This is a genomic window from Paenarthrobacter sp. CAP02, from assembly GCF_040137855.1.
GTDB lineage: Bacteria > Actinomycetota > Actinomycetes > Actinomycetales > Micrococcaceae > Arthrobacter.
In genome coordinates this window covers 50,313-75,665 of the sequence record NZ_JBEEII010000005.1, presented here as the reverse complement: position 1 = coordinate 75,665, position 25,353 = coordinate 50,313, and the positions used below count along the sequence as shown (strand labels likewise).

General features: G+C 63.6%; 16 protein-coding genes, 2 tRNA genes and 1 riboswitch. Of the genes, 9 read left to right on the top strand and 9 right to left on the bottom strand.

The window, feature by feature from the left end; all coding sequences use genetic code 11:
• Positions 1-237: 237 nt before the first annotated feature.
• Complete coding sequence (locus tag ABHM97_RS10260; RefSeq protein ID WP_257370383.1) at positions 238-2,064, top strand: phosphoenolpyruvate carboxykinase (GTP); 1,827 nt, start codon at positions 238-240, stop codon at positions 2,062-2,064.
• 123 nt (positions 2,065-2,187) lie between these two features.
• Here the strand turns inward: ABHM97_RS10260 and ABHM97_RS10255 are convergent, their stop codons facing one another.
• From ABHM97_RS10255 to ABHM97_RS10245, 3 genes are read right to left on the bottom strand one after another with little or no spacing between them, the layout of a single operon-like run.
• Positions 2,188-2,658, bottom strand: coding sequence for an RrF2 family transcriptional regulator (locus ABHM97_RS10255; RefSeq protein WP_349470584.1), 471 nt, complete (start codon positions 2,656-2,658; stop codon positions 2,188-2,190).
• A gap of 24 nt (positions 2,659-2,682) precedes the next feature.
• Positions 2,683-3,138, bottom strand: coding sequence for a hypothetical protein (locus tag ABHM97_RS10250; protein WP_349470583.1), 456 nt, complete (start codon positions 3,136-3,138; stop codon positions 2,683-2,685).
• Between the two features lie 9 nt (positions 3,139-3,147).
• Positions 3,148-4,566, bottom strand: coding sequence for a phosphomannomutase/phosphoglucomutase (locus tag ABHM97_RS10245; protein ID WP_257370380.1), 1,419 nt, complete (start codon positions 4,564-4,566; stop codon positions 3,148-3,150).
• A gap of 125 nt (positions 4,567-4,691) precedes the next feature.
• Here ABHM97_RS10245 and ABHM97_RS10240 point away from each other — a divergent pair, with 125 nt between their 5' ends.
• The gene (locus ABHM97_RS10240) at positions 4,692-6,857 is read left to right on the top strand and encodes a RecQ family ATP-dependent DNA helicase (protein WP_349470582.1); all 2,166 of its coding nucleotides are present in this window, start codon (positions 4,692-4,694) and stop codon (positions 6,855-6,857) included.
• Between the two features lie 113 nt (positions 6,858-6,970).
• Entirely contained in the window at positions 6,971-8,404 is a 1,434-nt protein-coding gene (locus ABHM97_RS10235; protein WP_349470581.1) for an MFS transporter, read from the top strand.
• 38 nt (positions 8,405-8,442) lie between these two features.
• Here ABHM97_RS10235 and ABHM97_RS10230 read toward each other — a convergent pair.
• Positions 8,443-8,530: transfer RNA gene (locus tag ABHM97_RS10230), tRNA-Ser, on the bottom strand.
• 65 nt (positions 8,531-8,595) lie between these two features.
• Positions 8,596-10,827 (bottom strand): prolyl oligopeptidase family serine peptidase, encoded by a 2,232-nt coding sequence (locus ABHM97_RS10225; protein ID WP_349470580.1) that lies wholly within the window; start codon positions 10,825-10,827, stop codon positions 8,596-8,598.
• A 60-nt stretch (positions 10,828-10,887) separates the two neighbouring features.
• Between ABHM97_RS10225 and ABHM97_RS10220 the strand changes: the two genes are divergently transcribed.
• Both ABHM97_RS10220 and cycA read left to right on the top strand, forming a co-directional pair.
• Positions 10,888-12,849 (top strand): FAD/NAD(P)-binding protein, encoded by a 1,962-nt coding sequence (locus ABHM97_RS10220; RefSeq protein WP_349470579.1) that lies wholly within the window; start codon positions 10,888-10,890, stop codon positions 12,847-12,849.
• Positions 12,850-12,923: 74 nt separating this feature from the next.
• Positions 12,924-13,022, top strand: a riboswitch (glycine riboswitch).
• A 143-nt stretch (positions 13,023-13,165) separates the two neighbouring features.
• The gene (gene cycA / locus ABHM97_RS10215; RefSeq protein ID WP_235520042.1) at positions 13,166-14,632 is read left to right on the top strand and encodes a D-serine/D-alanine/glycine transporter; all 1,467 of its coding nucleotides are present in this window, start codon (positions 13,166-13,168) and stop codon (positions 14,630-14,632) included.
• A gap of 65 nt (positions 14,633-14,697) precedes the next feature.
• Here cycA and ABHM97_RS10210 read toward each other — a convergent pair whose 3' ends face one another.
• The 4 genes from ABHM97_RS10210 to ABHM97_RS10195 form a co-directional block, all read right to left on the bottom strand.
• A complete protein-coding gene (locus ABHM97_RS10210) occupies positions 14,698-19,230 on the bottom strand; it encodes an ExeM/NucH family extracellular endonuclease (protein WP_349470577.1) in 4,533 nt (1,510 codons plus the stop codon).
• 180 nt (positions 19,231-19,410) lie between these two features.
• A complete protein-coding gene (locus ABHM97_RS10205) occupies positions 19,411-19,611 on the bottom strand; it encodes a hypothetical protein (RefSeq protein ID WP_349470576.1) in 201 nt (66 codons plus the stop codon).
• A 323-nt stretch (positions 19,612-19,934) separates the two neighbouring features.
• Complete coding sequence (locus ABHM97_RS10200) at positions 19,935-20,720, bottom strand: VOC family protein (RefSeq protein WP_257370372.1); 786 nt, start codon at positions 20,718-20,720, stop codon at positions 19,935-19,937.
• A 187-nt stretch (positions 20,721-20,907) separates the two neighbouring features.
• A tRNA-Ser gene (locus ABHM97_RS10195) sits at positions 20,908-20,998 on the bottom strand.
• 102 nt (positions 20,999-21,100) lie between these two features.
• Between ABHM97_RS10195 and ABHM97_RS10190 the strand changes: the two genes are divergently transcribed.
• From ABHM97_RS10190 to ABHM97_RS10175, 4 genes are all read left to right on the top strand, one after another.
• Positions 21,101-22,084, top strand: a complete 984-nt coding sequence (locus tag ABHM97_RS10190; protein ID WP_349470575.1) for an NAD(P)H-quinone oxidoreductase — start codon at positions 21,101-21,103, stop codon at positions 22,082-22,084.
• 29 nt (positions 22,085-22,113) lie between these two features.
• Positions 22,114-22,656 (top strand): PadR family transcriptional regulator, encoded by a 543-nt coding sequence (locus ABHM97_RS10185; protein WP_235520052.1) that lies wholly within the window; start codon positions 22,114-22,116, stop codon positions 22,654-22,656.
• A 222-nt stretch (positions 22,657-22,878) separates the two neighbouring features.
• Positions 22,879-25,149, top strand: coding sequence for a carbon starvation CstA family protein (locus tag ABHM97_RS10180; RefSeq protein WP_349470574.1), 2,271 nt, complete (start codon positions 22,879-22,881; stop codon positions 25,147-25,149).
• Positions 25,149-25,340 carry a YbdD/YjiX family protein gene (locus ABHM97_RS10175; RefSeq protein WP_349470573.1) on the top strand — a complete coding sequence of 64 codons (192 nt, stop codon included), beginning with the start codon at positions 25,149-25,151 and terminating at the stop codon, positions 25,338-25,340. The genes ABHM97_RS10180 and ABHM97_RS10175 overlap by 1 nt, the downstream gene beginning before the upstream one ends.
• Positions 25,341-25,353 lie beyond the last annotated feature (13 nt).

The window sequence follows — 25,353 nt, the reverse complement described above, 5'->3', positions numbered from 1 at the left end:
CAATAAACTTTACAGAAGTTCATGTGAAGTTCCAAATCGAAAAGCTGTAATCTGCGCAACTAGACCGGTCTACGTGACCTTAGTCACTTAAATCTGCCTCTGGCGAGCCATTGCCCCTGATTTCTAGGCGTTTTTACTTTTCGGTCCCACGGTTGTCCGATGTCTGACAGCCCATTGGTCTGGTCCGCGGCCCCTATCGTTTAGGACACACCACTGAACCCGAGGAAGGGAACCACAATGGGCGATCTGGCGCGACTGCCGCTGCTTGAGAAGGCACCTACTACGCATGCACGCCTGCTGGCTTGGGTTGAGGAAGTTGCCGAGCTGACCCAGCCGGACCGCATCCACTGGGTCGATGGCAGCGAAGCAGAAAACAAGAAACTCACCGACGAGCTTGTCGAGGCCGGCACGCTCAAGCGGCTGAACCCGGAGACGTTCCCGAATTCCTTCGCGGCATTCTCTGACCCGGCTGACGTTGCACGTGTGGAAGAGCAGACCTTCATCTGCTCCGAAAACGAGCGCGACGCAGGCTTCACCAACAACTGGATGGCCCCGGCCGAGATGAAGCAGAAGCTGCGCGGTCTGTTCGCCGGCTCCATGCGCGGCCGCACCATGTACGTCATTCCGTTCGTCATGGGCCACCTGGATGCTGAAGACCCCAAGTTTGGCGTCGAGATCACCGACTCCGCCTACGTTGTTGCCTCCATGCGCATCATGGCCCGCATCGGCACTGACGTCCTTGACCGCATCACCGAAACCGATGCCTTCTTCGTCCCGGCCCTGCACTCGCTTGGTGCCCCGCTGGAAGCCGGCCAGGCCGACGTCGCCTGGCCCTGCAACCCGGACAAGTGGATTGTCCACTTCCCCGAAGAGCGCTCCATCTGGTCCTTCGGCTCCGGCTACGGCGGCAACGCACTTCTCGGCAAGAAGTGCTACGCCCTGCGCATCGCCTCCGTGATGGCACGCGACGAGGGGTGGCTGGCTGAGCACATGCTCATCCTCAAGCTGACCTCTCCCGAGCAGAAGACCTACTACATCTCTGCTGCCTTCCCGTCCGCGTGCGGCAAGACCAACCTCGCGTTGCTCGACCCCACCATCAAGGGCTGGAAGGTGGAGACCCTGGGCGACGACATCACCTGGATGCGCTTCGGCAAGGAAGGCGAGCTCCGCGCCGTCAACCCCGAAGCCGGCCTGTTCGGCGTCGCTCCCGGCACCGGCTGGGGCACCAACCCCAACGCCATGCGTGCCATCGCCAAGGGCAACAGCATCTTCACCAACGTCGCACTGACTGATGACGGTGGCGTCTGGTGGGAGGGCATGACGGAGGAGACTCCGGCGCACCTGACCGACTGGCGCGGCGAGTCCTGGACACCGGACTCCGACGCCCCCGCCGCGCATCCGAACTCCCGCTTCTGCACGCCGATCGACCAGATCGACATGCTGGCCGAAGAGTACTTCAGCCCCGAAGGCGTTGAGCTCTCCGCCATCCTGTTCGGTGGCCGCCGCAAGACCACCATTCCGCTGGTTACCGAGGCCCGCAACTGGTCCAACGGTATCTTCATGGGATCCACGCTGTCCTCGGAAACCACGGCTGCTGCAGCCGGTGCCGTTGGCGTTGTCCGCCGCGACCCCATGGCCATGCTGCCGTTCATCGGATACGACGCGGGCGACTACCTGAACCACTGGGTCAACCTGTCCGCGAAGGCCAACCCGGAGCGACTGCCCAAGATCTTCCTGGTCAACTGGTTCCGTCGCACGGCTGAGGGTGGCTTCGCCTGGCCGGGCTTTGGTGACAACGCCCGCGTGCTGAAGTGGGCCATCGAGCGCCTCGAAGGCAAGGCTGACGCTGTGGAGACTCCGATCGGTTTCGTACCGACCGGCGAATCCATCGACCTCGAAGGGCTGGACATGACCCCGGCAGAGGTCGAGGCAGCCGTGCGCGTCGATCCTGAAGAATGGGCAACCGAGCTGGCGTCCATCGAGGAATGGTTCGCCAACTTCGGCGAATCGCTCCCGGCGGCACTCCAGTCCGAGCTGGATGGGCTCAAGTCCCGTCTGGGCTAGACCTCTTAGGAACAACGGCGTTCTTAAGTGAACGACGACGGCCCGTCACCTTTCGTTGGAAAGGTGGCGGGCCGCCGTCGTTCTTCGCGCGCAGGTTAGGAACGGTATCGTTCCGCGCGGCGGTTATGTAAGTGGGGCGGGTGTTCGGAACTCCGGACGGAGCCCGATGGATTGGAACACCGGGTTCATTTGGCGCGCATGCGGAAGGGTGGAAATGACCACGGAGTCGAGTTCGCGGTAAAAGGCCTCCCTGGCCCGGGTCATGGCCCGGCGCAGTTCGCACTCGTTGATGAGGGGGCAATTCTTGGTGGGGGATTGGCACTCGGCTGGATCCTGCCGGCTGTCCAAGTGGCGCAGGACCTCGCCGACTGTGGCTCGCCGGCCGTGTTCGCTGAGCCGTGAACCACCAAGCCGGCCACGCTCGACGTCAATGAAACCTAAAGCACGGAGCCGGACCATGGCTTTGCTGACGTGGTTGTACGGCGTCCCCACGGCGTCGGCCACCGCCTGCGTGGTCAACAACATGCCTTCGGGGGCCGAGGCCAACACCATGATGGCGCGGAGGCTAACGTCTGCGAACGCGTTGATTTTCATGGGATCAGCTCATGTGAGTAGGGTCTAGTCCACCCAGATGGATGGCTCGTGGGTATCGGGCTCCATAGGACGGAAGGCAAAACCCTCCGCGGTGGGGGAGTACGGGATGATTGCTGCCCGGACTTCGCCATTCCTGTGTTCGGCGGCACCATGGATGCCGTCCGAACCATGGTCCGGCAACGTGACGTCACTGACAAGGGCCACCGCTTTGAAATCGTCGCGGCCTTGGCGCAGGAGGTGGTGGATATCGGTCAGCATCTGCCCGGCATCGACGTCACCATTTGCGTCCGGTTCGCCGGGCGCGATCATGACGATTCGGAACTCACCATCGTTCGAGAGCGTCACGCCGAACGGAAAGAAACCACCGTTCTGCTGGATGTGCTCCTGCGCGGTCCCCAGCGCAGTGCCCAGTGTCTCCCGGAGCTCGCGGTCCTGGTCGGATTCTTCCGGCAACGTCTCGCCGGTGGACTGGTCGGTCATGGCTTGGCCTTAGGCCCGAACCAGAGCCAGGACGCGGTCGCGGATCTTCTCCATGGTGGGCTGGTCCTTGGCCTCGGCATTGAGGCGCAAGAACGGTTCAGTGTTGGAAGGCCGCAGGTTGAACCACCAGCTGCCGTCCTTTGCAGTGAACGTGGAGCCGTCCATGTGGTCGATGTCGATGTCTTCGCTTTCGAAGTCCACGCGGACCCGCTCCACGGCCCCGGCCTTGTCTTCGATCTCGGAGTTGATTTCTCCGGATGAAACGTAGGGCTCGTATTGGCGGCCGAGCTCGGAGAGCGGGCCGTCCTGCTCGCCGAGGGCAGCGAGGACGTGCATGGCTGCGAGCATGCCTGTGTCAGCGTTCCAGAAGTCCCGGAAGTAGAAGTGCGCGGAGTGCTCGCCGCCGAAGACAGCGCCTTCCTCCGCCATGACAGCCTTGATGAAGGAGTGGCCCACACGGGTGCGTACGGCACGGCCGCCGTCCTTGGCCACCAGTTCCGGTACGGCCTTGGAGGTGAGGAGGTTGTGGATGATCACGGGGGTTTCCTCGCCTGCTGCCCGGGCACGGGCGATTTCACGCCTGGCCACCATGCCGGTGATGGCGGACGGGGAGACGGGCTCGCCCTTCTCGTCGATCACGAAGCAGCGGTCAGCGTCACCATCGAATGCCAGGCCGATGTCGGCACCGTGCTTGACCACGGCGGCCTGCAGGTCGCGGAGGTTTTCCGGTTCGAGGGGATTGGCGGGGTGGTTCGGGAACGAGCCGTCGAGTTCGAAATAGAGCGGCACGATCTCGAAAGGCAGGGCAGGGAGCAATTTATCGCCGAGAACTGCGGGGGTCGTCAGTCCGGCCATGCCGTTGCCTGCGTCCACCACGATCTTCAGGGGACGCGAGCCGGAGAGGTCCACGAGCTGGCGCAGGTACTCGGAGTAGTCCTTCAGGACGTCATGGACACTGATCTCTCCGCGGGTTTCGGCTGCGGGAATGATGCCGGTGTTGAGGTATTCCTCGGCCAGGGCCTGGATTTCCTTCAGGCCCGATTCCGATGAGATGGGCTGCGCGCCGGCCTTGGCCATCTTGATGCCGTTGTATTCGGCTGGGTTGTGACTGGCTGTGAACGTGGCTCCGGCTGCGTTCAGGGCCCCGCAGGCGTAGTAGAGCTCGTCGGTGGAGATCAGGTCCAGCAACCGGACGTTGGCGCCCCGGGTGGCTGCCCCGTTGGCAAAAGCCTGGCTGAACTCAGGGGACGAAGGGCGCATGTCGCCGCCCACCAGAACGGTGCCGCCTTCAAGGCCCAGGACGTCGATGAACGCAGCGCCTACGGCCTCGACAATTTCAGCCGTGATGGATTCACCCACGATTCCCCGGACGTCGTACGCCTTGAAGGATGCCGAGAGGTCGAATGTCTTGTTCTGCTCGCTAGTCACGCGCTCAATCCTACTGTGGCTACGCAATGGGGCATGAACCGGGCGGGGGGCTATGTGGATAATCACTATCCACATAGCCAGGTCCGCGGGTGATGGGCGTCGGGGGTGGCTGGAATACTGGGTTCATGGCCAACAACTCCCCGAATGCTGCCGTTTCCGTGCAATCACCTACCGAACAGCAGGCCCTGGCGTGCCTGCGGGAGTTGGTGGGACACCCGGAAGCCCGGTTCCACGACGGCCAGTACGAAGCTATTGAAGCGCTGGTCGATGCCGGCCGCAGGGCACTGGTGGTCCAGAGGACAGGTTGGGGGAAGTCCGCCGTCTACTTCGTGGCATCCCTGCTTCTACGGCGCCGGGGCGCGGGACCAACGCTGATTGTTTCCCCGCTGCTGGCACTCATGCGGGACCAGGTGGCTGCAGCCGCCAGGGCAGGAGTGCGTGCCGTGGCCATCAACTCTGCAAACGCCCTCGAATGGGATACCGTCCTGGCGCAGCTGGCCGCCGACGAAGTTGATGTCCTTCTGGTTTCACCGGAGCGCCTTACCAACCCATCTTTCCGGGAAAACCAGCTTCCGGAGCTCATTCGCCGTACCGGCCTCCTGGTTATTGACGAGGCCCACTGTATTTCGGACTGGGGTCACGACTTCCGGCCCGACTACCGGCGCATCGCCGACCTCATTGCCCAATTGCCGGAGTCGGTTCCGGTGCTGGCCACCACGGCTACGGCCAACTCCCGGGTGGTCCACGACATCGAGGAACAGCTCGGCGCCGGAGTACTGACCATCCGTGGGGCCCTGGGGCGGGAGTCCCTGCGCCTGGGCGTCCTGTCCTTGCCTGATTCCAGGGACCGCCTGGGATGGCTGCTGACCCATCTAAAGGACATGCCCGGCAGCGGCATCATTTACACGCTCACCGTTTCAGCTGCTGAGGACACAGCCAGGCTCCTCGCTGAGGCCGGGCACAACGTCTTGTCCTATACAGGCCGGACGGACCCTGCAGACCGGGAGCGCGCAGAACAACTGCTCAAGGACAACCAGGTAAAGGCGCTCGTGGCCACATCAGCGCTGGGCATGGGATTCGACAAGCCGGACCTGGGTTTTGTCCTCCACCTTGGTGCGCCATCATCGCCCGTTGCCTACTACCAACAGGTTGGCCGCGCAGGCCGTGGAGCGGCCAATGCAGACGTGCTGCTGCTTCCAGGCTCAGAGGACCGCGAGATCTGGCAGTATTTCGCAACGGCTTCCATGCCGTCCGCTGAAAAGGCCGACGCCGTGCTGCGTGCCCTCGGGGACGCGGGTTCGGCTTTGTCCACCGTCGCTCTGGAGGCCCGCGTGGACCTCCGCCGCACGCCCTTGGAGCTCCTGTTGAAGGTCCTGGCCGTGGACGGGGCGGTAGAACGCGTAGGCGGCGGCTGGAGAGCAACCGGGAGCCCCTGGCATTACGACGCCGAGCGGTACGCACGCATCGCAGAGGCGCGGGTGGACGAGCAGGACTCCATGGTGATCTACCAGGACACGGCTGGATGCCGCATGGAGTACATCACGTCCGTCCTCGACGACGAGACCGCAGCAGCGTGTGGTCGCTGCGACAACTGTGCCGGCCGATGGTTCCCCGTGGACGTGGCAGCCTCGGCAGCCGATGCCGCTGGCCAGACCCTACGACGCGCCGGTATCGCCGTGGAGCCGCGACTCCAATGGCCCAGCGGCATGGATCGGCTGGGGGTGGCCGTCAAGGGCAAGATCAAACCTGACCAATGCGTCTCAGAAGGCCGGGTCCTGGCCAGGCTGACGGACCTGGGCTGGGGTGGGGCGCTGCGAGAATTGTTCGCTGCTGGTTCCCCGGACCGCGCCGTGGATCCGGCCATGCTGCAAGCCTGTGTCCAGGTGCTTCGTGAGTGGTCAGGAGCTGAAGGCGGAACTCCTTGGAGCGGAGTGGGTCGACCCGCAGCCGTGGTCAGCATCCCGTCCAGGAGTAAGCCGCAGCTGGTGGAGTCCCTGGCACAGGGAATAGCCGGCATCGGGCGGATGCCCTACCTGGGCCAGCTGCAGCCCCAGCACGGTGGGCCCACCGGAGCCCGAGGGGGCAACAGCGCCTACCGGCTTGCCGGCGTCTGGGACCGGCTTGTTGTGGGCCCGGACCTTGCCCAGGCCCTGGCTGGTACCGGAGGCCAGCCAGTGCTGCTGGTGGACGACCTTATCGACAGCCGCTGGACCATGACGGTTTCGGCCTTGGCGTTGCGCCAAGCCGGTGTGGGAGCCGTTCTACCCCTGGCCTTGGCGCAAGCGGGATAGGAAGGCGGGGTAAAGAACGTCATGTTGTGATCGCTCCCACTGTGCCTCTATAGGATCGAGCCAACACGCCAGCGGCCTGTCACGGGCCCACAGCCAGATCCTGGACCGGAGCCATGAGCACAAACCCCAGCAACACAGAAGTCGACACCCCCAACGGAACCAGCTGGCGGCCGCGCCTGGCCCTGTTGGTGGCTGCAACGTTCTTCATGGAGTTCCTCGACGGCACCATCCTCACCACCGCGATTCCCAGCATTGCCGCGGATTTCCGCGTAGCGCCGGCAGATATCAACATCACCATGACCGCATACCTGGTGACGGTTGCAATGGGAATTCCGCTCAGCAGTTGGCTGGCTGAACGGTTCGGTGCCCGCCGGATCTTCTGCCTCGCCATCTCGGTGTTCACCGTCGCCTCCCTGCTCTGCGCCGTGAGCACAGACCTGTCCATGCTTACCCTCAGCAGGGTGGCCCAGGGCATGGGCGGGGCCATGATGGTGCCCGTTGGCACCCTGGTGGTGTTGCGCGGGACTCCCAAATCCGAGCTCCTCCGGGCCACCGCCTATTTGGTGTGGCCCGGACTGCTCGCCCCGGTCCTGGCTCCGATGGTCGGTGGCGCGCTCACTACCTTCCTGTCCTGGCACTGGATCTTCATCATCAATGTGCCCCTTGGCTTGGCGGCGTTCATTGCCGCGCTCAGGCTGGTGCCCCGGACCCAGTTCGACTCCAAGCGCCGCCTTGACTGGTTTGGGCTCCTGCTGACCACCCTGGGCGTGGGTGCCTTGGTGGTGGGTTTGGAAACGTTGGGCGGCCACGCGTCCAACGCGATTGCCGTTGTGGTGGTCGCTGCAGGGGTGCTCTCGCTCGCGGGCGCTGTCTGGTGGATGCGGAAAGCCGACGTTCCCCTGTTCAACCTCGGAGTGTTCCGGACCAGGACGTTCAGGGCGACCTCCACGGGCGGTTTCATTTACCGGCTGACCATCAGTTCGGTGCCTTTCCTGTTGCCGCTGATGTTCCAGGACGGCTTTGGCTGGGATCCCCTCAAAGCCGGTGTCATGGTCGCCGCAGTATTCGTCGGCAATATTGGGATCAAGCCGGCCACGACGCCTCTGATCCGGCGCTTCGGTTTCAAGCCGGTGCTCGTTTTCGCGTCGTTCGCCTCCGCCGTGACGTTTGCCCTGTGCGCGTTCCTGGATGCCCAAACTCCTGAGCCCGTGATTCTCGCTTTGCTGCTTTTCAGCGGAGCTTTCCGTTCCATCGGCTTCTCCGCGTACGCCTCGGTGCAGTACGCGGACATCGTCCCGGAACAGCTGCCCTCGGCCAACGCGATCTCCGCGACGCTGGTTCAGTTGGCTGCCGCGGCCGGGATCGCGGTGGGAGCTTTGTTCCTGCGGCTGTTCGAAGCGACGCATCTCCTGGGCGGTGACCAGGTAGCGGCATATAAGGGGGCGTTCATTGCGATGGCCGTCCTGATGCTGATCAGCACGGTGGACAGCCTGGCCTTGCACCGGCACGCGGGAGCCGAAGTGAGCGGCGGAGCGAAGCGCGGTTAAACGCAAAAGGTCCCGGTTCGAAAACCGGGACCTGTTCGCGGAGACGGGGGGATTTGAACCCCCGGTGGAGTTGTGCCCCACACTTCATTAGCAGTGAAGCCCATTCGGCCGCTCTGGCACGTCTCCCTTTGCTATTGCTAGCCCACCAAGGATACGCAGAACCTGCACTCCAGCGCAAAACCAGTTGTTGGTCAGTTGCTCCCGGCCAGCGAACGCCACAGGAAATGGTTGCTCCGTGCCTGCAGCGCGGCAGCCTGCCGGTTGTCCGATGCTCCCGCGTGGCCGCCCTCCAAGGCCTCGTGGAACCAGACGTTCGGGATACCCATGGCCTGCATGCGGGCGGCCATCTTGCGGGCTTGGACGGGTCCCACCCGATCGTCGGACGTGGCAGTCCAGATGAAGGTTTCGGGATATTCCACGCCGTCGTGCAGGAGGTGGTACGGCGAGAACGTGCGGATGAACTCCCACTGTCCAGGCACGTCGGGGTCGCCATACTCGGCAATCCAGGAGTAGCCGGCGGACAGCTTGGTGTAGCGGCGCATGTCCAGGAGCGGCACCCCGCAGGAGACAGCGCCGAACAATTCCGGATACTGGGTGAGCATGTTTCCCACCAGCAGCCCGCCGTTGGAACCGCCTACGCAGCCCAACCGGCGTCGACTGGTGACGCCGCGGGAGATGAGGTCTTTCGCGACCGCGGCGAAGTCCTCATAGGCGCGGTGCCGGTTCTCCTGGAGCGCGGCGCGGTGCCAGGAGGGTCCGTATTCGCCGCCACCACGGATGTTGGCCACTACGTAGACGCCGCCACGGGAGTGGGATTCCGTGCCGTCGTCGGAGGGGGCTCCAAATGTCCGCCGTTCCAGCCAGGCGCGCCCAATCGTGCCGCTGTATGCGGGTGTACGGGAAATCTCGAACCCGCCGTAGCCGGAGAGCTGGGTGGGGTTCTGGCCGTCCAGGACCAGGTCCTTGGAGGCGACCTGGAAGTAGGGGACCTTGGTTCCGTCCGCCGAGACGGCGAAGTGTTGCTGGACTTCATAGTCCGCTTCGTTGAAGAACGACGGCGACCGCTTCACTACCGAGTGCTCGCTCACCACGCCGCCGTCCTCGCCTTGGGACGAGGCAGGGGAGAGCGTTCCACGGGTCAGGGTGGTGGGCGTGGTGAAACCGGTGGCCACGAGCCAGAAGTCGTTGCCGGCGGAGCCTGGGTCTTCGTCGTCCACGGCGTAGGCGTTCACGTCGTGCAGCGGAGGGCAGGCGTCCAGCGGCGTTGAAGCCCACGCTCCATGGGAGTCGAGGACTGACGGATTCAACACCCGGATCTCCGAGGAGACATCGCGGAGGAGGTTCAGCAGGAGGTAGTCCTGCGTCCAGCTCCAGGATTGCAGGGATGTGTGCTCGTCCGGCGAAAACAGCACCGTCAAGGAACGTGTACCCGCCAGGTAGTCCTGGAAGGCAGCCCCGAGCAAGGACCCTGCCGGGTAAACAGTGCCATCAACGTCCCAGTCCTTCTGGGGGCGGAAAAGCAGCCAGTCGCGGTGGGCGCTGATGTTGACGTCGGTTGGTACATCGATGGCCACCCAGGATCCGTCCCGCAGCACCCACGTGCTGCGGTTGTAGAAGTCGATGTAGTCAACTGCAAAAGTCCGCTCAAAGCCGGGCGTGGAATCGTGGGCCACCATGGCCAGCATGTGGTCTTCCGGGATTTCGAAAAGCCGTTCAGCATCGGCCAAGGCCTCCCCGCGGCGGAGTTTGACGCCGGTCCGGGCGTACGAGGAGGTCGTGGCCGGGAGCCCGTCCGCGGTGCTGGAGACCAGCAGGGTGTCGGCATCGAGCCAGCTGACGTTGCCCTTGGCAGTGGGGAGGTCGAAGCCACCCTCAACGAAGGTGCGCGATTCGACGTCGAACTCGCGGTGGCGGTCCGCGTCACCGCCGTCGGGGGACAGCGACACCATGGCCAGCCGGTACTCGTTTCCGTCCGCAGGGCGGAGAAAACCGGCCCCATGGAAGACCCATTCGACGCCCTCCGCTGCAGCCAGCGCATCAACGTCCAGGAGGACGTCCCATTCAGGATCGTCGGTGAGGTAGCTTTCCCATGTGGTGCGGCGCCAGAGTCCCTTGGGGTGTTCCTGGTCTTTCCAGAAGTTGTAGTAGAACCCGCCGCGCTTGGAGACCATGGCAATGCGGTCCGTTGAGTCCAGGACCTCAAGGATTCCGGCTTCGACGGCGGAGTATTCAGCGTCCTCAAGCAATTCTTCGGTTCGCGCGTTCTGTTCCCGGACCCATGCAAGCTGCTCTTCGCCATGGATGTCTTCGAGCCAGATGTTTTCATCCGTGGGTTCAGGCGCAACCTCAGCGGCGTGGCGGGGACGGCCGGGCGCGGCCATATTCCCGGGAAGTGGCGTCTGATCAGCTTCTGTGGTGGTCATTGCCCCATCCAAGCAACACTTTTCAACAGTAAGCAAGTCACGCAGAAGTTAGGCTTGAGCGTGGCTAAATCCGAAACCAACCGTGTTGCCCTGCTGGGGGCTGGCCCCCGGGGCACCAGCGTCCTTGAGCGGTTGCTCGCGAATTGGGCTGCCGGGGGTCATGCTGTGCGCGCGTCGGGGGCCACCCTGCACATCGACGTGGTGGATCCTTTCCCCGCGGGTTCGGGCCACGTGTGGCAGCCGGGGCAGTCCCGGCTCTACCTGATGAACACCCAGTCGTTTTATCCGACGCTCATCCCGGAGGACCCTGAGCTCGCTCCTCCGCTGGCCGGTGGTTCGTTCGACAAATGGCGCGAGGCCCGGCGTCATGATGGCTTGGGACTGGACGACGCCGAAAAGGCGGAGCTTGCCACGCTCGAATCACACGACTTCCCCAGCCGTGCCCTGTATGGGCGGTACTTGCGCCAGACCCTGGATGGCTTGCTCGAACGGCTGCCCGACGGCGTCGAGGTCACGTTCCATGAGACCTCCGCCGTCGCGGCGCGACCGGTGAAGGACGGAACCAAAGACGCGTTCGACGTCGAACTCGCCAACGGTGCGATCCTCACCGTCGGTTCCGTGGTCCTCGCGCTGGGTCATGTCGAGTCCCGGCTGAATCCCGAGCAGAGGTCTTTCAAGAGCGCGGCGGAGGAGCAAGGACTGCTCTATTTTCCGCCGGCGCCACCCGCCGACGTTGACTGGGAGGCGGTGCCGGATAACGAGCCGGTGCTGATCCGCGGAATGGGATTGAACTTCTTCGACGTCATGGGACAGCTGACGGAGGGCCGCGGCGGGAAGTTCGTCGAGGCCGGTTCTCCGGGGGCAGGCGTGTTGGAGTATCGGGCATCTGGCCGGGAACCCAGGATTATTGCTGCCTCCCGGCGGGGCACCCCTTACCGGGCCAAGGCGGGGCTGGCGGGTTACTACCCCAGCAGCATCACGATGCGCTACCTGACCGAAGACGCCGTGGACCGGTTTCATGCGGCCGGAATCCAGCCCGGTTTCGACCACGATCTTTGGCCGCTGCTGCACCGTGATGCGCTGTGGGCGTATTACTCAACGCTGGCCCGCTCACAACCCACTGCGATCAAGGACCCCGCGCAGTTCCTGGCGGACCTCGAGGACGCACTCCAACCGCACGCGCACACCACGGCGAAGTGGGAGAACGATGTGGGCGATCTCGTGGAAAAGCACGTCGTCGCGTCCCGTCGGCTGAATCTTCGCGGGCTTGCCGCGCCGCTGGCAGGGCGTACTTTTGCGTCCAGGCGGGAGCTGGACGCGGCCATCACGGCATACCTCGATGATGATGCGCGCCGATCGGCTCTGGGCGAATCGGACCCTGTGAAGATGGCCATCGGTGCACTCCACACCGGTCGGGCAATCCTGAAATCGGTGGTGGCCGATGGCGGCATCACCGACGAATCCTGGTTGGCAGGGCTTCGCGGCTGGTTTGAGTCCTTCGTAGAGGGGCTGGCCAGTGGGGCGCCCGCGCTGCGTTCGGAGCAGCTGGCCGCCCTGGCGCGGGCCGGCGTCGTAAGTTTTGTTGGCCCGGACCCGAAGTTCAGTGTGGACCGGAGTGCGAAACTGTTCCGTGCGGTTTCGCCGTGGGTGCGCGACGCGCCGGTGGAAGCCCGGACCCTGATCGAGGCGATGTCGCCTGCCAACAGGGTTGGCATCAACCTCTCTCCGCTGCTGGAGCAGCTCATGGCTGACGGGTTGGTCCGAACCAAGATCATGATGAGCGTCGAAGGTACCCCGATGCAGACCACGGGTTTGGACGTCGTGCCACATCCGTACCGGCCCTTGGCGGCGAACGGGGCGGTCACCGAGAACCTTTACGTGCTGGGCCTGCAGTTGTCCGCCTCACAGTGGGGCACGGCCATCGCGGCGGAGGCCCGGCCCCGAACCGGGCAGGCCTATGCCAGCGGACAGCGGACCCTGCGGGACGCCGACGAGATTGCGCGTAGCATTCTGGCCCGCTGAGGACTCAGGTTTGCAGTGCCGCCCGGCCTTCGTTAGTGTGTGAGCTGCATCACCGAACTGGTGGTGCGCGCTTTTGATCCGCGGCGGGAGAGCCCTGCCGGTACATCACCACAGGCGCCGTAGGAGCAAACCCTCCCCAGGAATCTCTCAGGCCCATGTACCGCCGCGGCGAGGCAACTCTGGAAAGCAGTCCGGAACGCCGGGCTCACCGAAGGTGCAAGCAGGCCCACGCCTGCGGAAACTCTCAGGTCCATCTACAGAGCGGGGAGGAACCGAATCTTGTGGCACCCAGTGCCGCCTGAACGATGGAGTTCCTTTGACGATTCAGCGCCCACCTTCAACCGGTACCGATTCCCCGCATCTTGAGCGGCAACTCAGCAACCGCCACATCCAGCTCATCGCCATCGGCGGAGCCATTGGAACAGGCCTTTTCATGGGCTCCGGCAAAACCATCTCAGCCGCCGGCCCGTCCGTCATCTTCGTGTACATGATCATCGGCTTCATGCTGTTCTTCGTCATGCGTGCCATGGGCGAATTGCTGCTCAGCAACCTGAACTACAAATCCTTCAGCGACTTCGCAGCTGACCTCCTGGGTCCTTGGGCCGGCTTCTTCACCGGTTGGACGTACTGGTTCTGCTGGGTCATCACGGGAATCGCGGACGTCATCGCGATCGCGGGTTACTCGCAGGAGCTGTGGCCTTCCCTTCCGCTCTGGGTGCCGGGTCTCATTACCATCGGCATCCTCCTGCTACTGAACCTGGCAACGGTGAAGGCATTCGGCGAAACCGAGTTCTGGTTCGCCCTCATCAAGATCGTCGCCATCGCGGCCTTGATCATTGTTGGCCTGTTCATGATTTTCAGCGGCTTCCAGTCCGACGCCGGACCCGCCAGCTTCACCAACCTCTGGAGCCATGGAGGTTTCTTCCCGAACGAATTCATGGGCTTCGTCGCCGGATTCCAGATCGCGGTCTTCGCTTTCGTAGGCATCGAACTGGTGGGCACTACTGCGGCCGAGGCCAAGGACCCGGAAAAGAACCTGCCCAAGGCCATCAACTCGATTCCCATCCGCGTGCTCCTCTTCTACGTGGGCGCGCTGATCATCCTCATGTCCGTCACGCCATGGACCCAGTTCGCTGCCGGTCACAGCCCCTTCATTGCCATGTTTTCGCTGGCCGGCCTGGGTGCAGCAGCCACCATCGTCAACCTGGTGGTCCTCACGTCAGCCATGTCCTCAGCCAACTCCGGGATCTACTCCACGTCCCGCATGGTGTTCGGCCTGGCCCAGGAAGGCGATGCCCCCAAGGTCTTTGGCGCGCTCTCCGGACGCAAAGTACCCCGCAACGCACTGTTCCTGTCCTGCGTCCTGTTGCTGTCCGGCGTCGTGCTCATGTACGCCGGCCAGGATGTCGGCAAGGCGTTCGACATGGTGACCACCGTGTCAGCTGTCTGCTTCGTCTTCGTTTGGTCGATCATCCTGGCCAGCTACTTGGCTTTCCGGAAGCGCCGCCCACACCTTCACGAGTCTTCGGCGTTCAAAATGCCCGGCGGAGTGGCCATGGTGTGGGTGGTGTTCGCATTCTTTGCCTTCGTGCTGTGGACGCTGACCACCCAGCCGGACACGCTCGCAGCCCTGCTCGCAACGCCGCTGTGGTTCGTGATCCTTGGGATTGCGTGGGCGGTACTCCGGCGCCGCCCAACGCACCTGGCGCGGTACGCGGCTTTCCAGGCTGAGCTGCGCAGCGATGCTGCCAAGGTCCAGGATCCGGAGCCGGCAAACAAGTAACCACACGACAGGCCCCCAACGATTAACTCGTGGGGGGCCTGTCTTTGGGTCATGCTATGAGGTGCTTAGCCCCTCAGGCACTTTTGGTACTGCAACCATTCGATGCCGTACCGCAGCCAGCCAACAATGTCGTACCACTTGGACGGCTTGGTGGGCGGGGTGCACTGCGGCGGGTTGGGGCCGCTCGCGGCCACCTTAACCAGGGCCTTCACTACCGTTCCGGACTCGACGGCGGTGAGCACCAAGGTACCGGTACCTGCGGCCGCCGTGGCGGGAACCTTCACGTTGACGGACGCCGCACCGGCGGTCACCGGAACATCTCCAAGAGCCACGGAGGCGCCCTTGGCATCAACGAAGACAGCCTTCAATGAGGTGTTCGCCGGGCTGCCAATGGAGGTCAGGTTCAGCTTGGAAACCGTCAACGTCACGGACTCGCCGCCCTTGACCTCGGCAGCGGTGGAGTTTGCCACAGCAACTGAGCGGCGTGCGAAGTCCGGCGAGACCGGGTTGTGCGTCTGGAGGTACTTGATCCAGGCGTCACGGTCCACCAGGCCCGTGTCCTTCGTGTTGCTGCCCTCCTTGAAGACCCGGAAGTTGTCACCGCCTGTTGCCAGGAAGCTGAAGGTACCGATCCTGTACTGCTTTGCGGGGCCGATCACAGCGCCATTGACCCAGATGCCGGTAATCCGGTCACCCGCAGGACGGGCAGCATCGTAGGTGTAGTTGACGTTCTTGGACACCCCCAGCTGCTGGTACGGGCGGCTTGGTACGGTACCGTCCGGGTTGGTCTGCCACTGCTGCTCCAGGAGCGTTTTGAACTGTGCACCCGTCAGGGACGTGGTCCACAGGTTGTTCACGAACGGCAGGACCGCGTTGGCCTCGGCGTAGGTGATGGTGCCATCCGGCGCGTAGTACAGCTCGTTGCGCAGGCCGCCGGGGTTGACGACGCCGATTTCCGCCGCGCCGAGTTCGGGCGCCTTGAGCGTGTCCACCAGGGAGTCCGCTACCAGGTTGCCCAGCGTGGATTCGCTGGCGCGGTCGTCCCGCTTGGGGGCGCCTCCGGCAGGGTCCGGGGTGAATGCTGTGGTGATATCGGCGGTCACGGCACCCACGGCCTGGTTGCCGATTTCAGCAGCCTGGGCCAGGGCCTTATCCACGATGGTTTTCACTGCGGCCGCCCGCGGGTAGGCCGCGACGAGGCTTTCAGCGGTTTCGGTGGTCCTGTCCACGACTGCTGCCTTGTAGGCGGTGACGGACTTGGTTGCCGTGTCGACGGTGAGCGTTACGCTGCCCACGTTCTCGCCGTAGTTGCCGGTCTGCACGATCGGGCGGGTCTTGCCGGTGGGTTGGCGGTTGGCGTCAAGTACGGGCGCGTCCCAGGCGTACTCCTTGTGGGTGTGCCCGGTGTAGATGGCAGCTACGTCAGGGGTGGTTTCGTTGACGAGCTTGGCGAACGGGCCGCCCGCGGCAACTTCCTGTTCCAACGTGGCGCCCTCGGGGGTACCGGAAGCGGCGCCGTCATGGTTTTCGACGATGATAAGGTCCGCCAGCTTTTCGGCCTTGATCTTCGCAGCCACCCGGTTGATGGCGTCCACGGGGTCGCCGAACTCAAGATCGGTGATCCCCGCGGGGGTTACCAGGGAAGGAACTTCCTGGGTGACCGTACCGATGACCGCTACCTTCATGCCGTTCATGTCCAGGACCTTGTACTCCGGCAGGACCGGGGTGGTGGTGCCCTTCTGGTAAACGTTGGCGCCCAGGTAGGCGAACTTTGCGTTGTTGCCTCCGGCGATGACGCGGTCGCGCAGGTCTGACCAGCCGCCGTCGAACTCGTGGTTGCCCACAGCGGAGGCCTGCAGCTCAAGTGCGTTCAGGACGTCGATGGTGGGCTGGTCCTTCGCAACCGAGGATGCGAAGAGGGAAGCGCCGATGTTGTCGCCTGCGGAAATGAAGGCAGTCGCGCCGGGCGCTGCTGCTGCACGGAGCTTCTCAACCGTTCCGGCAAAGAGCACCGTGTTGGCGTCGATCCGGCCGTGGAAGTCGTTGATGCCCAGGAATTGCAGGTCAACGGTGGCCGGTGCGTCCGGAGTCAGGTTCAGGCCCACCACCACGGGATCGTGGTCGCTGGCCCGGAACTCGTCCGGGGCATAATAGTTGGTCAGATTGTTGTTATACCGGCTGTATTCCAGCGCCACTGACTCCACGGAGTTGATGTTCCAGATGTCGGTTCCCGTGACCACCTTGTGGGCTGCCGGGGACGCCAGGATGTGGTCGAGGGAGCCCACCATGCCGCCGAACAGGTAGGAGTGCTTGCCGGTGCCGACCTCAAGGTCGGTGTACCCTGCGTCGGTGAGGACGTTGATGGGGTCCTCCTTGGAGTAGGCGTTGAAGTCGCCGATCAGGAAAACCCTGTCAGTGCCCTTGGAAGCCTGGAGGTCCTTGGAAAAAGCGAGCAGGGATTCGGCTTGCTTGGTGCGGGCAACGTTGGAGGCGCCCTGGCCCTTGTCGGTGTCGTCCGGGGTCGCTGCGGAGCCCTTGGACTTGAAGTGGTTCACGATCGCGATGAATTTCTTGTCATCGCTGCCGCCAACCGGCTTGAACACCTGCGCCAGCGGCTTACGGGCGCTGGCAAAAGCCACGGTGTCGTTGTGGATGATTGACTCGCCGACAGGTTCGGCCGTGGCTTTTTTGTAGATGAAAGCGGTGCGGATCATGTCTTCATCGCTGAGCGGGGGAGCGTTCGCTGGTGTGCGCACGTAATCCCACACGCCGGGAGTCTTGACGTTAAGGGACTCCACGAGCTTGGACAGGGCGTCGTCGCGGTTCTTGCCGAACTGGGCCGAGTTCTCGATCTCCTCGAGGGACACGACGTCGGCGCCCGATTTGGTGATCGCGGCAACGATCTTGGCCTGCTGGCGCTCGAAGTTCTCTGCGTTGGCAGCGCCGCGGGCGTTGCAGCCCTCCTTGACGGTGATCGGGTTGCCGTCGCGGTCGGTGTAGAAAACACAGCCAGTGAGTTGGTCACCCGTGGTGGGGAAGTAGTTCAGCACATTGAAGGAGGCCAGCTTTAGACTGCCACCCACGTCTGCAGGACCTTCGGGGCGGGTGGAGGTGAAGGTTGCAGGCTGGACGGACGCGGCGTTTGCGGGGCTCAGCGCCGTCAGCGGCTGGAACTTCCACGAATTGTTCCCGTACCCCAGGATGACATCGGTCTTGAACGTGGCGGGCGAACCGACACGTACGGGGTCCGAAGGGGTCAGGTAGGGCAATTGCTGGGCCTTAGTGGCGGCGTCCTTGAGGAAGTTGGTGGACGCGCCGTCGTCGAGCTTGATGCCGCGCAGGGCGTTATCTGCCACCACGGCGGCATACTCGGGGGAGCCATAAGCAGCCACCGCCGTCGGCTGGACCAACGGGGACTTGCCGGCCGCGAGGCCGATCTCGCCGTACTGGTTCAGGGAGTAGTTGTCAGTCACCGTGAAGTCACCCTGGGGTGAGACAAGCATGCCTTCGAGGCTTTCGCGGGCGGCCTCGTTCGCCGGCAACGCGAACGGCGTGGCCTTGACCTCGGGTGCCGCTTCGGCGAGCTTCTTCAGCCCCGCGGCTTCCACTGTGATCTGTGTTTGGTTGGCAAATTCGCTGACCGCGCCGGTGAGTTCCAGGTAGTCGCCCGGCTGGACCGTGGCCGCCGTCGTGGGTGAATAGACGAACAAAGCGTCCGACGCCGTCCTGGCCGCCCCTGCGGCGTCGCCGCCGGTGCCGGGGGTCTGGACGTAGTAGCCGTTGAACCCGCCGGTGGCGTAAACGGCGGTGACCTTGCCGCGGGTGGTTACCGTGCTGCCGACTAACGGGCTGGCCGTGCCGGTGCCTTGTATTTCCGCGATGGTCTTGATACCCGGTTGCGGCCCAGGATCGGTGGGCGGCGTGGTGCCAGCCGAAGGCGTGGGGGTGATGGTGGCGCTGAGGGTGAAATCAGCGGCATTGGAATCGGTGTCAACGCCGTTGGTCCGGTTGAGGCTCTTGACGTCTGAATTGCTGGCGGGAGCCGTTGCAGGCGCAGTCTCAAAAGTGTTGGACGTTCCGTAACCCAAGAGATCGGCGATGGCGGCGTTGGCCGTCACTGAACCCGCGGGAATTGGGGACACGGCGGTGCTCTGCTTCGCCAGGACCAGTGTCCCGGTGGTTCCGCTCGGGTTCAGGGTTCCGGAAGCCTGAACATCCGGCGTGGGGAGGGCCGGCGCCGTAGAGGAGGCGCTGTTGCTGGCCCCTTGGACCAGGAAGTAGCCCTTGGCCGGGATGCTCCCTGTCAACGGAGTGATTCCCGTCGGTGCTGCGGTGGCGGTGCCCGACCGGTATTGCAAGGACCAGCCAGCCAAGCTGACGGGCGCGTCGGAGGAGTTGTAGAGCTCCACGAATTTGTTCTTGAAGGCCGCGCCGCTGCTTCCGCCGCTGAGATAGGCCTCGTTGATGACCACCGGCGATGTGCCCGCCGGCGTGGCGGGATCGTCCGCCGCCATGGCCGGGACAGCCGTCAACGGGGCTGCAAGCAACCCTGCCGACAAGGCCGTTCCTGCCAGTAATTTCCAATGGTGTTGGTGCATCCGCTCTAACTTTCATTAGGGAGCCCTGTATGGCCCTGTGGACGACGCCCACCTTCTTGTGAAGTGGGCGCTGTTCCCGGAAGTTACTCCGGGGTAAAGCTGCCTCAGACGTAGCAGAACACGAACGGATGAATGGGAAGTGGACCAGTGGTGGCCGGAGAGTGCCCCCACTGGCCTTCTTTACTTGGCGGCGCCCTTAAGGGTCCCGGACGTAGCTGCGCCGGACGCGCCGCCGATCAGGCAGACGATCTCGCGGTCATCGGCCTTCCACGTATCGGTAGTGGGGTAGAAGTAGGTCAGTTCCAGGGTTGATGAATCATAGGGCACGCCCACGAAGCCTGCGAACTCGGAACCGCAAAAGTCTTCGGATTGCTTCTCCACCTCGGACTGCAACAGATGTTTCGGTGGGTTTTCCGGACTCGTCCCGCTTGGCGTCCCCGCTGCTGATCAGCGAACAACCCGTCAGGGCCAGGGTCGCCAGGCCCAACACGGCGGTGGCTTTGATGGTTTGCGAAAGGTGCTGCAACTCAGGTCCTCGTTCCCCAAGGACCGCAGGAGGAGATCGTGGATGCCCACTCTGCGGCCAAACAATGAGGGACCGGTCAGGGCACCAACGCCGAACGATCCCCCAGGATCGGCGGTGGGCGGGTGGAGCCGGGCGCCCCTGGGTAGGAGGCGCCGGGCACCACCCGGAAATCAAAAGTCTAAGCGGACTGGCCCAGGTCCTGGATGACCTTGAATACTGCGCCGGTGGGATCAATGAGCGTCGCCAGGCGGCCGAACGGTGTTTCTTCCGCGGCATGCATGACCGTTGCTCCCAGGGCGAGGGCTTGCTCTACTGTGGCGTCGGTGTTCTCAACCGCGAAGTAGACGCTCCACATGGACGGTACTTCGTCAGAGAGTACGCCGGCGGCATCCATGATGCCCGCCTTCGCGTTGTCTCCTGCGCCCAGGGTGGTGTAGCGGAACTCCGGGGTATCACTCATGACATTCGTGTCCCAGCCGAAGACTTTCTGGTAGAAAGACACGGCTGAGTCGTAGTCCTTGGCAAGGAGTTCGTGCCACGCCGGTGAGCCCGGTTCTGCAGCTACTTCGAAACCCTTCATCTGACCGAATTGCCAGGCACCGATGGATGCGCCCGAGGAATCGCCGTACATGGCCATGCTGCCTTGCTCCGGAACATCCATTGGCTCCATGTAGACCTGGCCGCCGTTGGCCGCTGCGGATTCCGTGGTGGCCTTGATGTCATCCGTGCGCAGGTAGGTGGACCAGAGGTCCGGCATGGCACCCATGTCAGCTCGCTTCTGCATGATGCCGGCAACCAGCTTTCCGTCCTTGGATGCGGTGATGTAGCCGCCGTACGTCTCCTCATCGCCGGCTTCGTACGTCCAGCCGAAGAGGGCGTTATAAAACTCCTTGGCTTTCTCTGTATCGGACGTCATCAGATCGATCCAGCACGGTGCGCCGGGGGTGATGTCAGGCGTAGGCATAGGTCAGGCTCCTGTTGTAGTTCCGCGGTAAAGCTGCGGTTTAGGTCAGAGGTGTGGAGACAGGTAGAACACTATGCGGGGGGTCTGACAGTTTCAATGATGTTCCGGTTGCAGGTTCTCAGTTAGCCCGGACGCACTGGGATCACGGGCACAAAAATGCCCCGGGTTTGGAACCCGGGGCATTCATTGGCGGAAGGTAAGGGATTTGAACCCTTGGTACGGGGTTACCGCACACTGGTTTTCAAGACCAGCTCCTTAGGCCGCTCGGACAACCTTCCTCGCCTAGTAGTGTTTCATAGGGAGTTGGCTGTTCCAAAACATCACGTCTGTCCGGTCCCCGCCCCGGGGCCGGCGGACAAGCAAGAAACCGGGAGTTCGTCATGAAAGCCGTCTACATCTCAGAGCCAGGCGGGCCCGAAGTCCTCGAGGTCCGGGAGGTCCCTGCTCCGGTGCCGGGCGAGGGCGAAGTCCTGATCGACGTCGTGGCCGCGGGCCTGAACAGGGCAGATGTGCAGCAGCGACGCGGTTTCTATCCGCCACCCCCGGGGGCTTCAGAGATCCCCGGGCTTGAAGTGTCCGGCCGCATCGCAGCCTTCGGCCCGGGCGTCACCAAGGCATTCTCCGTGGGAGACAAAGTTGTTGCCCTTCTTTCAGGCGGCGGCTACGCCCAGCAGGTCGCGGTGTCCGCCGAGCAGGTGCTCCGGGTTCCCGACGGCGTGGACCTCATCACCGCAGCCGCCTTGCCCGAGGTTGCTGCCACCGTGTACTCCAACCTGATCATGACCGCCCAACTGCAACCCGGCGAAACGGTCCTCATCCACGGGGCAACGGGCGGCATCGGCACCATGGCCATCCAGTTGGCCAAGGCCTACGGCGCAAAAGTTGCGGCCACAGCCGGCACGGACGAGAAGGTTGGCACCGCCAAGGCCTTCCTGGGTGCCGACATCGCCATCAACTACACCGAAGAGGACTTCGCTGAAAGCCTGCGGGCACAAAACGGTGGCAAAGGCGCTGACGTGATCCTCGACGTCGTCGGCGCCAAATACCTGCAGCAAAACATTGACGCCCTCGCCGACTACGGCAGGCTCATCGTCATCGGGCTGCAGGGCGGCACCACGGCGGACATCAACCTTGGCCAGCTCCTCAGCAAACGGGCGGCCGTCATCGGAACAGCCCTCCGGCCCCGGTCCGTGGCCGAAAAAGGCATCATCATGTCAGCCGTGCGCGAGTCCGTATGGCCCATGATCACCGACGGCAGGATCCGTCCCCTGGTGGCCAAGTCCTTCCCGCTGGACCAGGTGCAGGAGGCACATCGGTACTTTGACTCTGGCGACCACGTGGGCAAGGTCCTGCTTCTGCTCTGACCAGTCAATCCACCGCAGCGAGGAGTCCAATGTCCATCCGGCACAGTCTGCTGGCCCTGCTCCAGGACCGGCCGCGGTACGGCTATGAGCTGCGGGTCGAATTCGAGGACCGGACCGGTGCCGCCTGGCCCCTTAATATCGGGCAGGTCTACACCACCCTGGACCGGCTGGAACGTGATGGCCTGGTCAGCAAAGACGGCGACGACGGCGGTGGCCACGTCGTCTACAGCATCACTGCCGCCGGGGTCGGGGAAGTCGCGGCCTGGTTCGCGGGGGCGGTTGACCGGGGCAGTCCGCCGCGGAACGAGATCGCCATCAAACTGGCGCTCGCCGTAACCCTGCCCGGCGTTGACGCCTCTGAAGTGATCCAGTCACAGCGCGAAGTCTCACTCCGTGCCCTGCAGGAACACACGCAGGCCCGCAAGGCAGTCTCCGCCAACCAGCGACTGTCCGACACAGCCTGGCTGTTGGTCCTGGACTCCTTGATTTTCCAGGCCGAAGCGGAGGTGCGCTGGCTGGATCTTTGTGAAGCACGGATGGTCCAGGCGCAGGGCAACGGGGGAGCTATCTAGCGGTTCCGGGCGTGCATGGGTGTCTCTTCAGGGTGTCCATGTACAGGCGTCCGTCGCACGGGTGTGACCGCTCACCGCTGGGTGGGCTGCCGAAGGCGTGTATGGCCTTCCCTTGTCGGTAGCAGTTGTTACTGTGCTGGAAGACACGTGGCGAAGCGGTCCCCACCGCGGGATTCGCCACACTGCATTTCCCATCACCGCAGCAGTTCTCAAGGAGGAGATATGGGCAAGATTCCTGACCAGGCCGGACTCGCGGAAGGACTGGATCCCACACTGCCATCCCCGGCCGTGGATGATTCCGTTCGCGAGGCTGAAGAACGACGCTGGACGCCGGCCAAGATCGGGCTCTGGGTGGCAATTTCGCTCCTCGGAGCAGTGGCATGGTTCATGGTTGCGCTGGTTCGTGGCGAAACAGTGAACGCCATCTGGTTCGTTTTCGCCGCGGTGTGCACCTACCTTATCGGCTACCGGTTTTACTCGAAGGTCATCGAGCGGTACTTGCTCAAACCGGACGATCGCCGGGCCACGCCCGCTGAATACAAGGCGGATGGCAAGGACTATGTCCGGACTGACCGTAACGTGCTCTTCGGCCACCACTTCGCCGCCATTGCAGGCGCCGGCCCGCTGGTGGGACCTGTCATCGCGGCCCAGATGGGATACCTGCCGGGCACCATCTGGATCATCGTCGGCGTCGTCCTTGCCGGTGCTGTGCAGGACTACCTGGTGATGTTCTTCTCGATGCGCCGCGGTGGCCGTTCGCTGGGCCAGATGGCCCGCGAAGAACTTGGCCTCATGGGCGGGACCGCTGCGCTGATCGCCACGCTCCTGATCATGATCATCATTGTGGCCATCCTCGCGCTCGTGGTGGTCAACGCCCTCGGCGAGAGCCCGTGGGGCGTGTTCTCCGTAGGCATGACCATCCCCATCGCGTTGTTCATGGGCGTTTACCTGCGCTTTATCAGGCCCGGCAAGGTCATGGAAGTGTCCATCATCGGCTTCGTGCTCCTCATGGCCGCCATTATTGGCGGCGGTGCGGTGGCCGGCACCGAGTGGGGTGCGGCCTTCTTCCACCTGGACAAGGTAACCATCGCCTGGGGCCTCATCATCTACGGGTTCATCGCCGCGATCCTGCCCGTTTGGCTGCTCCTGGCGCCTCGTGACTATCTCTCGACGTTCATGAAGATCGGCGTGATCGTGATGCTCGCGCTTGCCATCATTGTGGTCCGTCCGGAAATCACGGTCCCGGCATTCAGCGAGTTCGCCAGCCGCGAGAATGGGCCGGTCTTCTCCGGCGCACTGTTCCCGTTCCTGTTCGTGACCATCGCCTGTGGTGCGCTTTCAGGGTTCCACGCGCTCATTTCTTCGGGCACCACTCCCAAACTGATCGAGAAGGAGCGGCAGACCCGCTTCATCGCTTACGGCGGCATGCTGATGGAGTCCTTCGTGGCCATCATGGCCCTCGTAGCAGCGATCTCGATCGACCGCGGCATCTACTTCGCCATGAACGCTCCTTTGGCCCTGACCGGCGGGACCGTGGAGACCGCGGCGACCTGGGTGAACAGCCTGGGCCTGGCCAACGTGAACATCACCCCGGACGTCCTTGCCCAGACAGCAAAGGACGTGGGCGAGGAAAGCATCATCTCGCGCTCCGGTGGTGCCCCGACGCTTGCTGTTGGCTTGGCGCACATCATGCAGCAGTTCATCGGCGGACCCGGCCTGATGGCCTTCTGGTACCACTTCGCCATCATGTTCGAGGCCCTCTTCATCCTGACCGCAGTGGACGCCGGTACGCGGGTGGCCCGGTTCATGCTGCAGGACTCCATCGGAAACTTTGTTCCCAAGTTCAAGGAAGCCTCGTGGCGGCCCGGTGCTTGGCTGTGCACGGCCATCATGGTTGCAGCCTGGGGAGCGGTGCTGATCATGGGTGTCACAGATCCATTGGGTGGCATCAACACCCTCTTCCCGCTGTTCGGTATCGCCAACCAGCTCCTCGCAGCGATCGCGTTGGCGGTATGCCTGGCCATTGTGGCCAAGCGCGGCACCTTCAAGTGGCTGTGGATCGTCGCCGTCCCGTTGGCGTTTGCCGCCGTCGTCACCATCACGGCAAGCTTCCACAAGATCTTCTCGCCCGTCCCGGCCGTCGGATACTTCGCCAACAACCAGGCCTTCTCCAAGGCCCTGGCTGACGGCAAGACGGAATTCGGAACAGCCAAGTCTGTCGCAGCCATGGAAGCAGTGATCCGGAATACCGCTATCCAAGGGTGGCTGTCCGTGATCTTCGTGGTGCTGAGCATCATCGTCATCCTCACCGCCCTCCTGGCCACCTTCAAGGCCATCCGCGCAGGTGGGGGACAGGGGCACGAGGATCCAGCAGTGCCTTCCAAGGTCTTCGCCCCTGCAGGGCTGATCCCCACTCCCGCGGAGAAGGCCTTGCTCGCTGAATGGAACGCACTACCCGTGGAGAAACGCACTGAGAAGGCCGGACACCACTGATGAACGTCATCGCCAAGGGCTTCCGGGGCTTCGCCGCCTACATGGGTTCGCTCATGGGTGCTGATGCCTACGCGAAGTACCTTGAGCACTTCGCCGCTACCGGTCATGCCGGTCCCGCCATGACCGAACGCGAGTTCTGGCGGGACCGGATGGACCGGCAGGACAGCAACCCCCAAGGAAGATGCTGCTGACACCCGGCGGTGG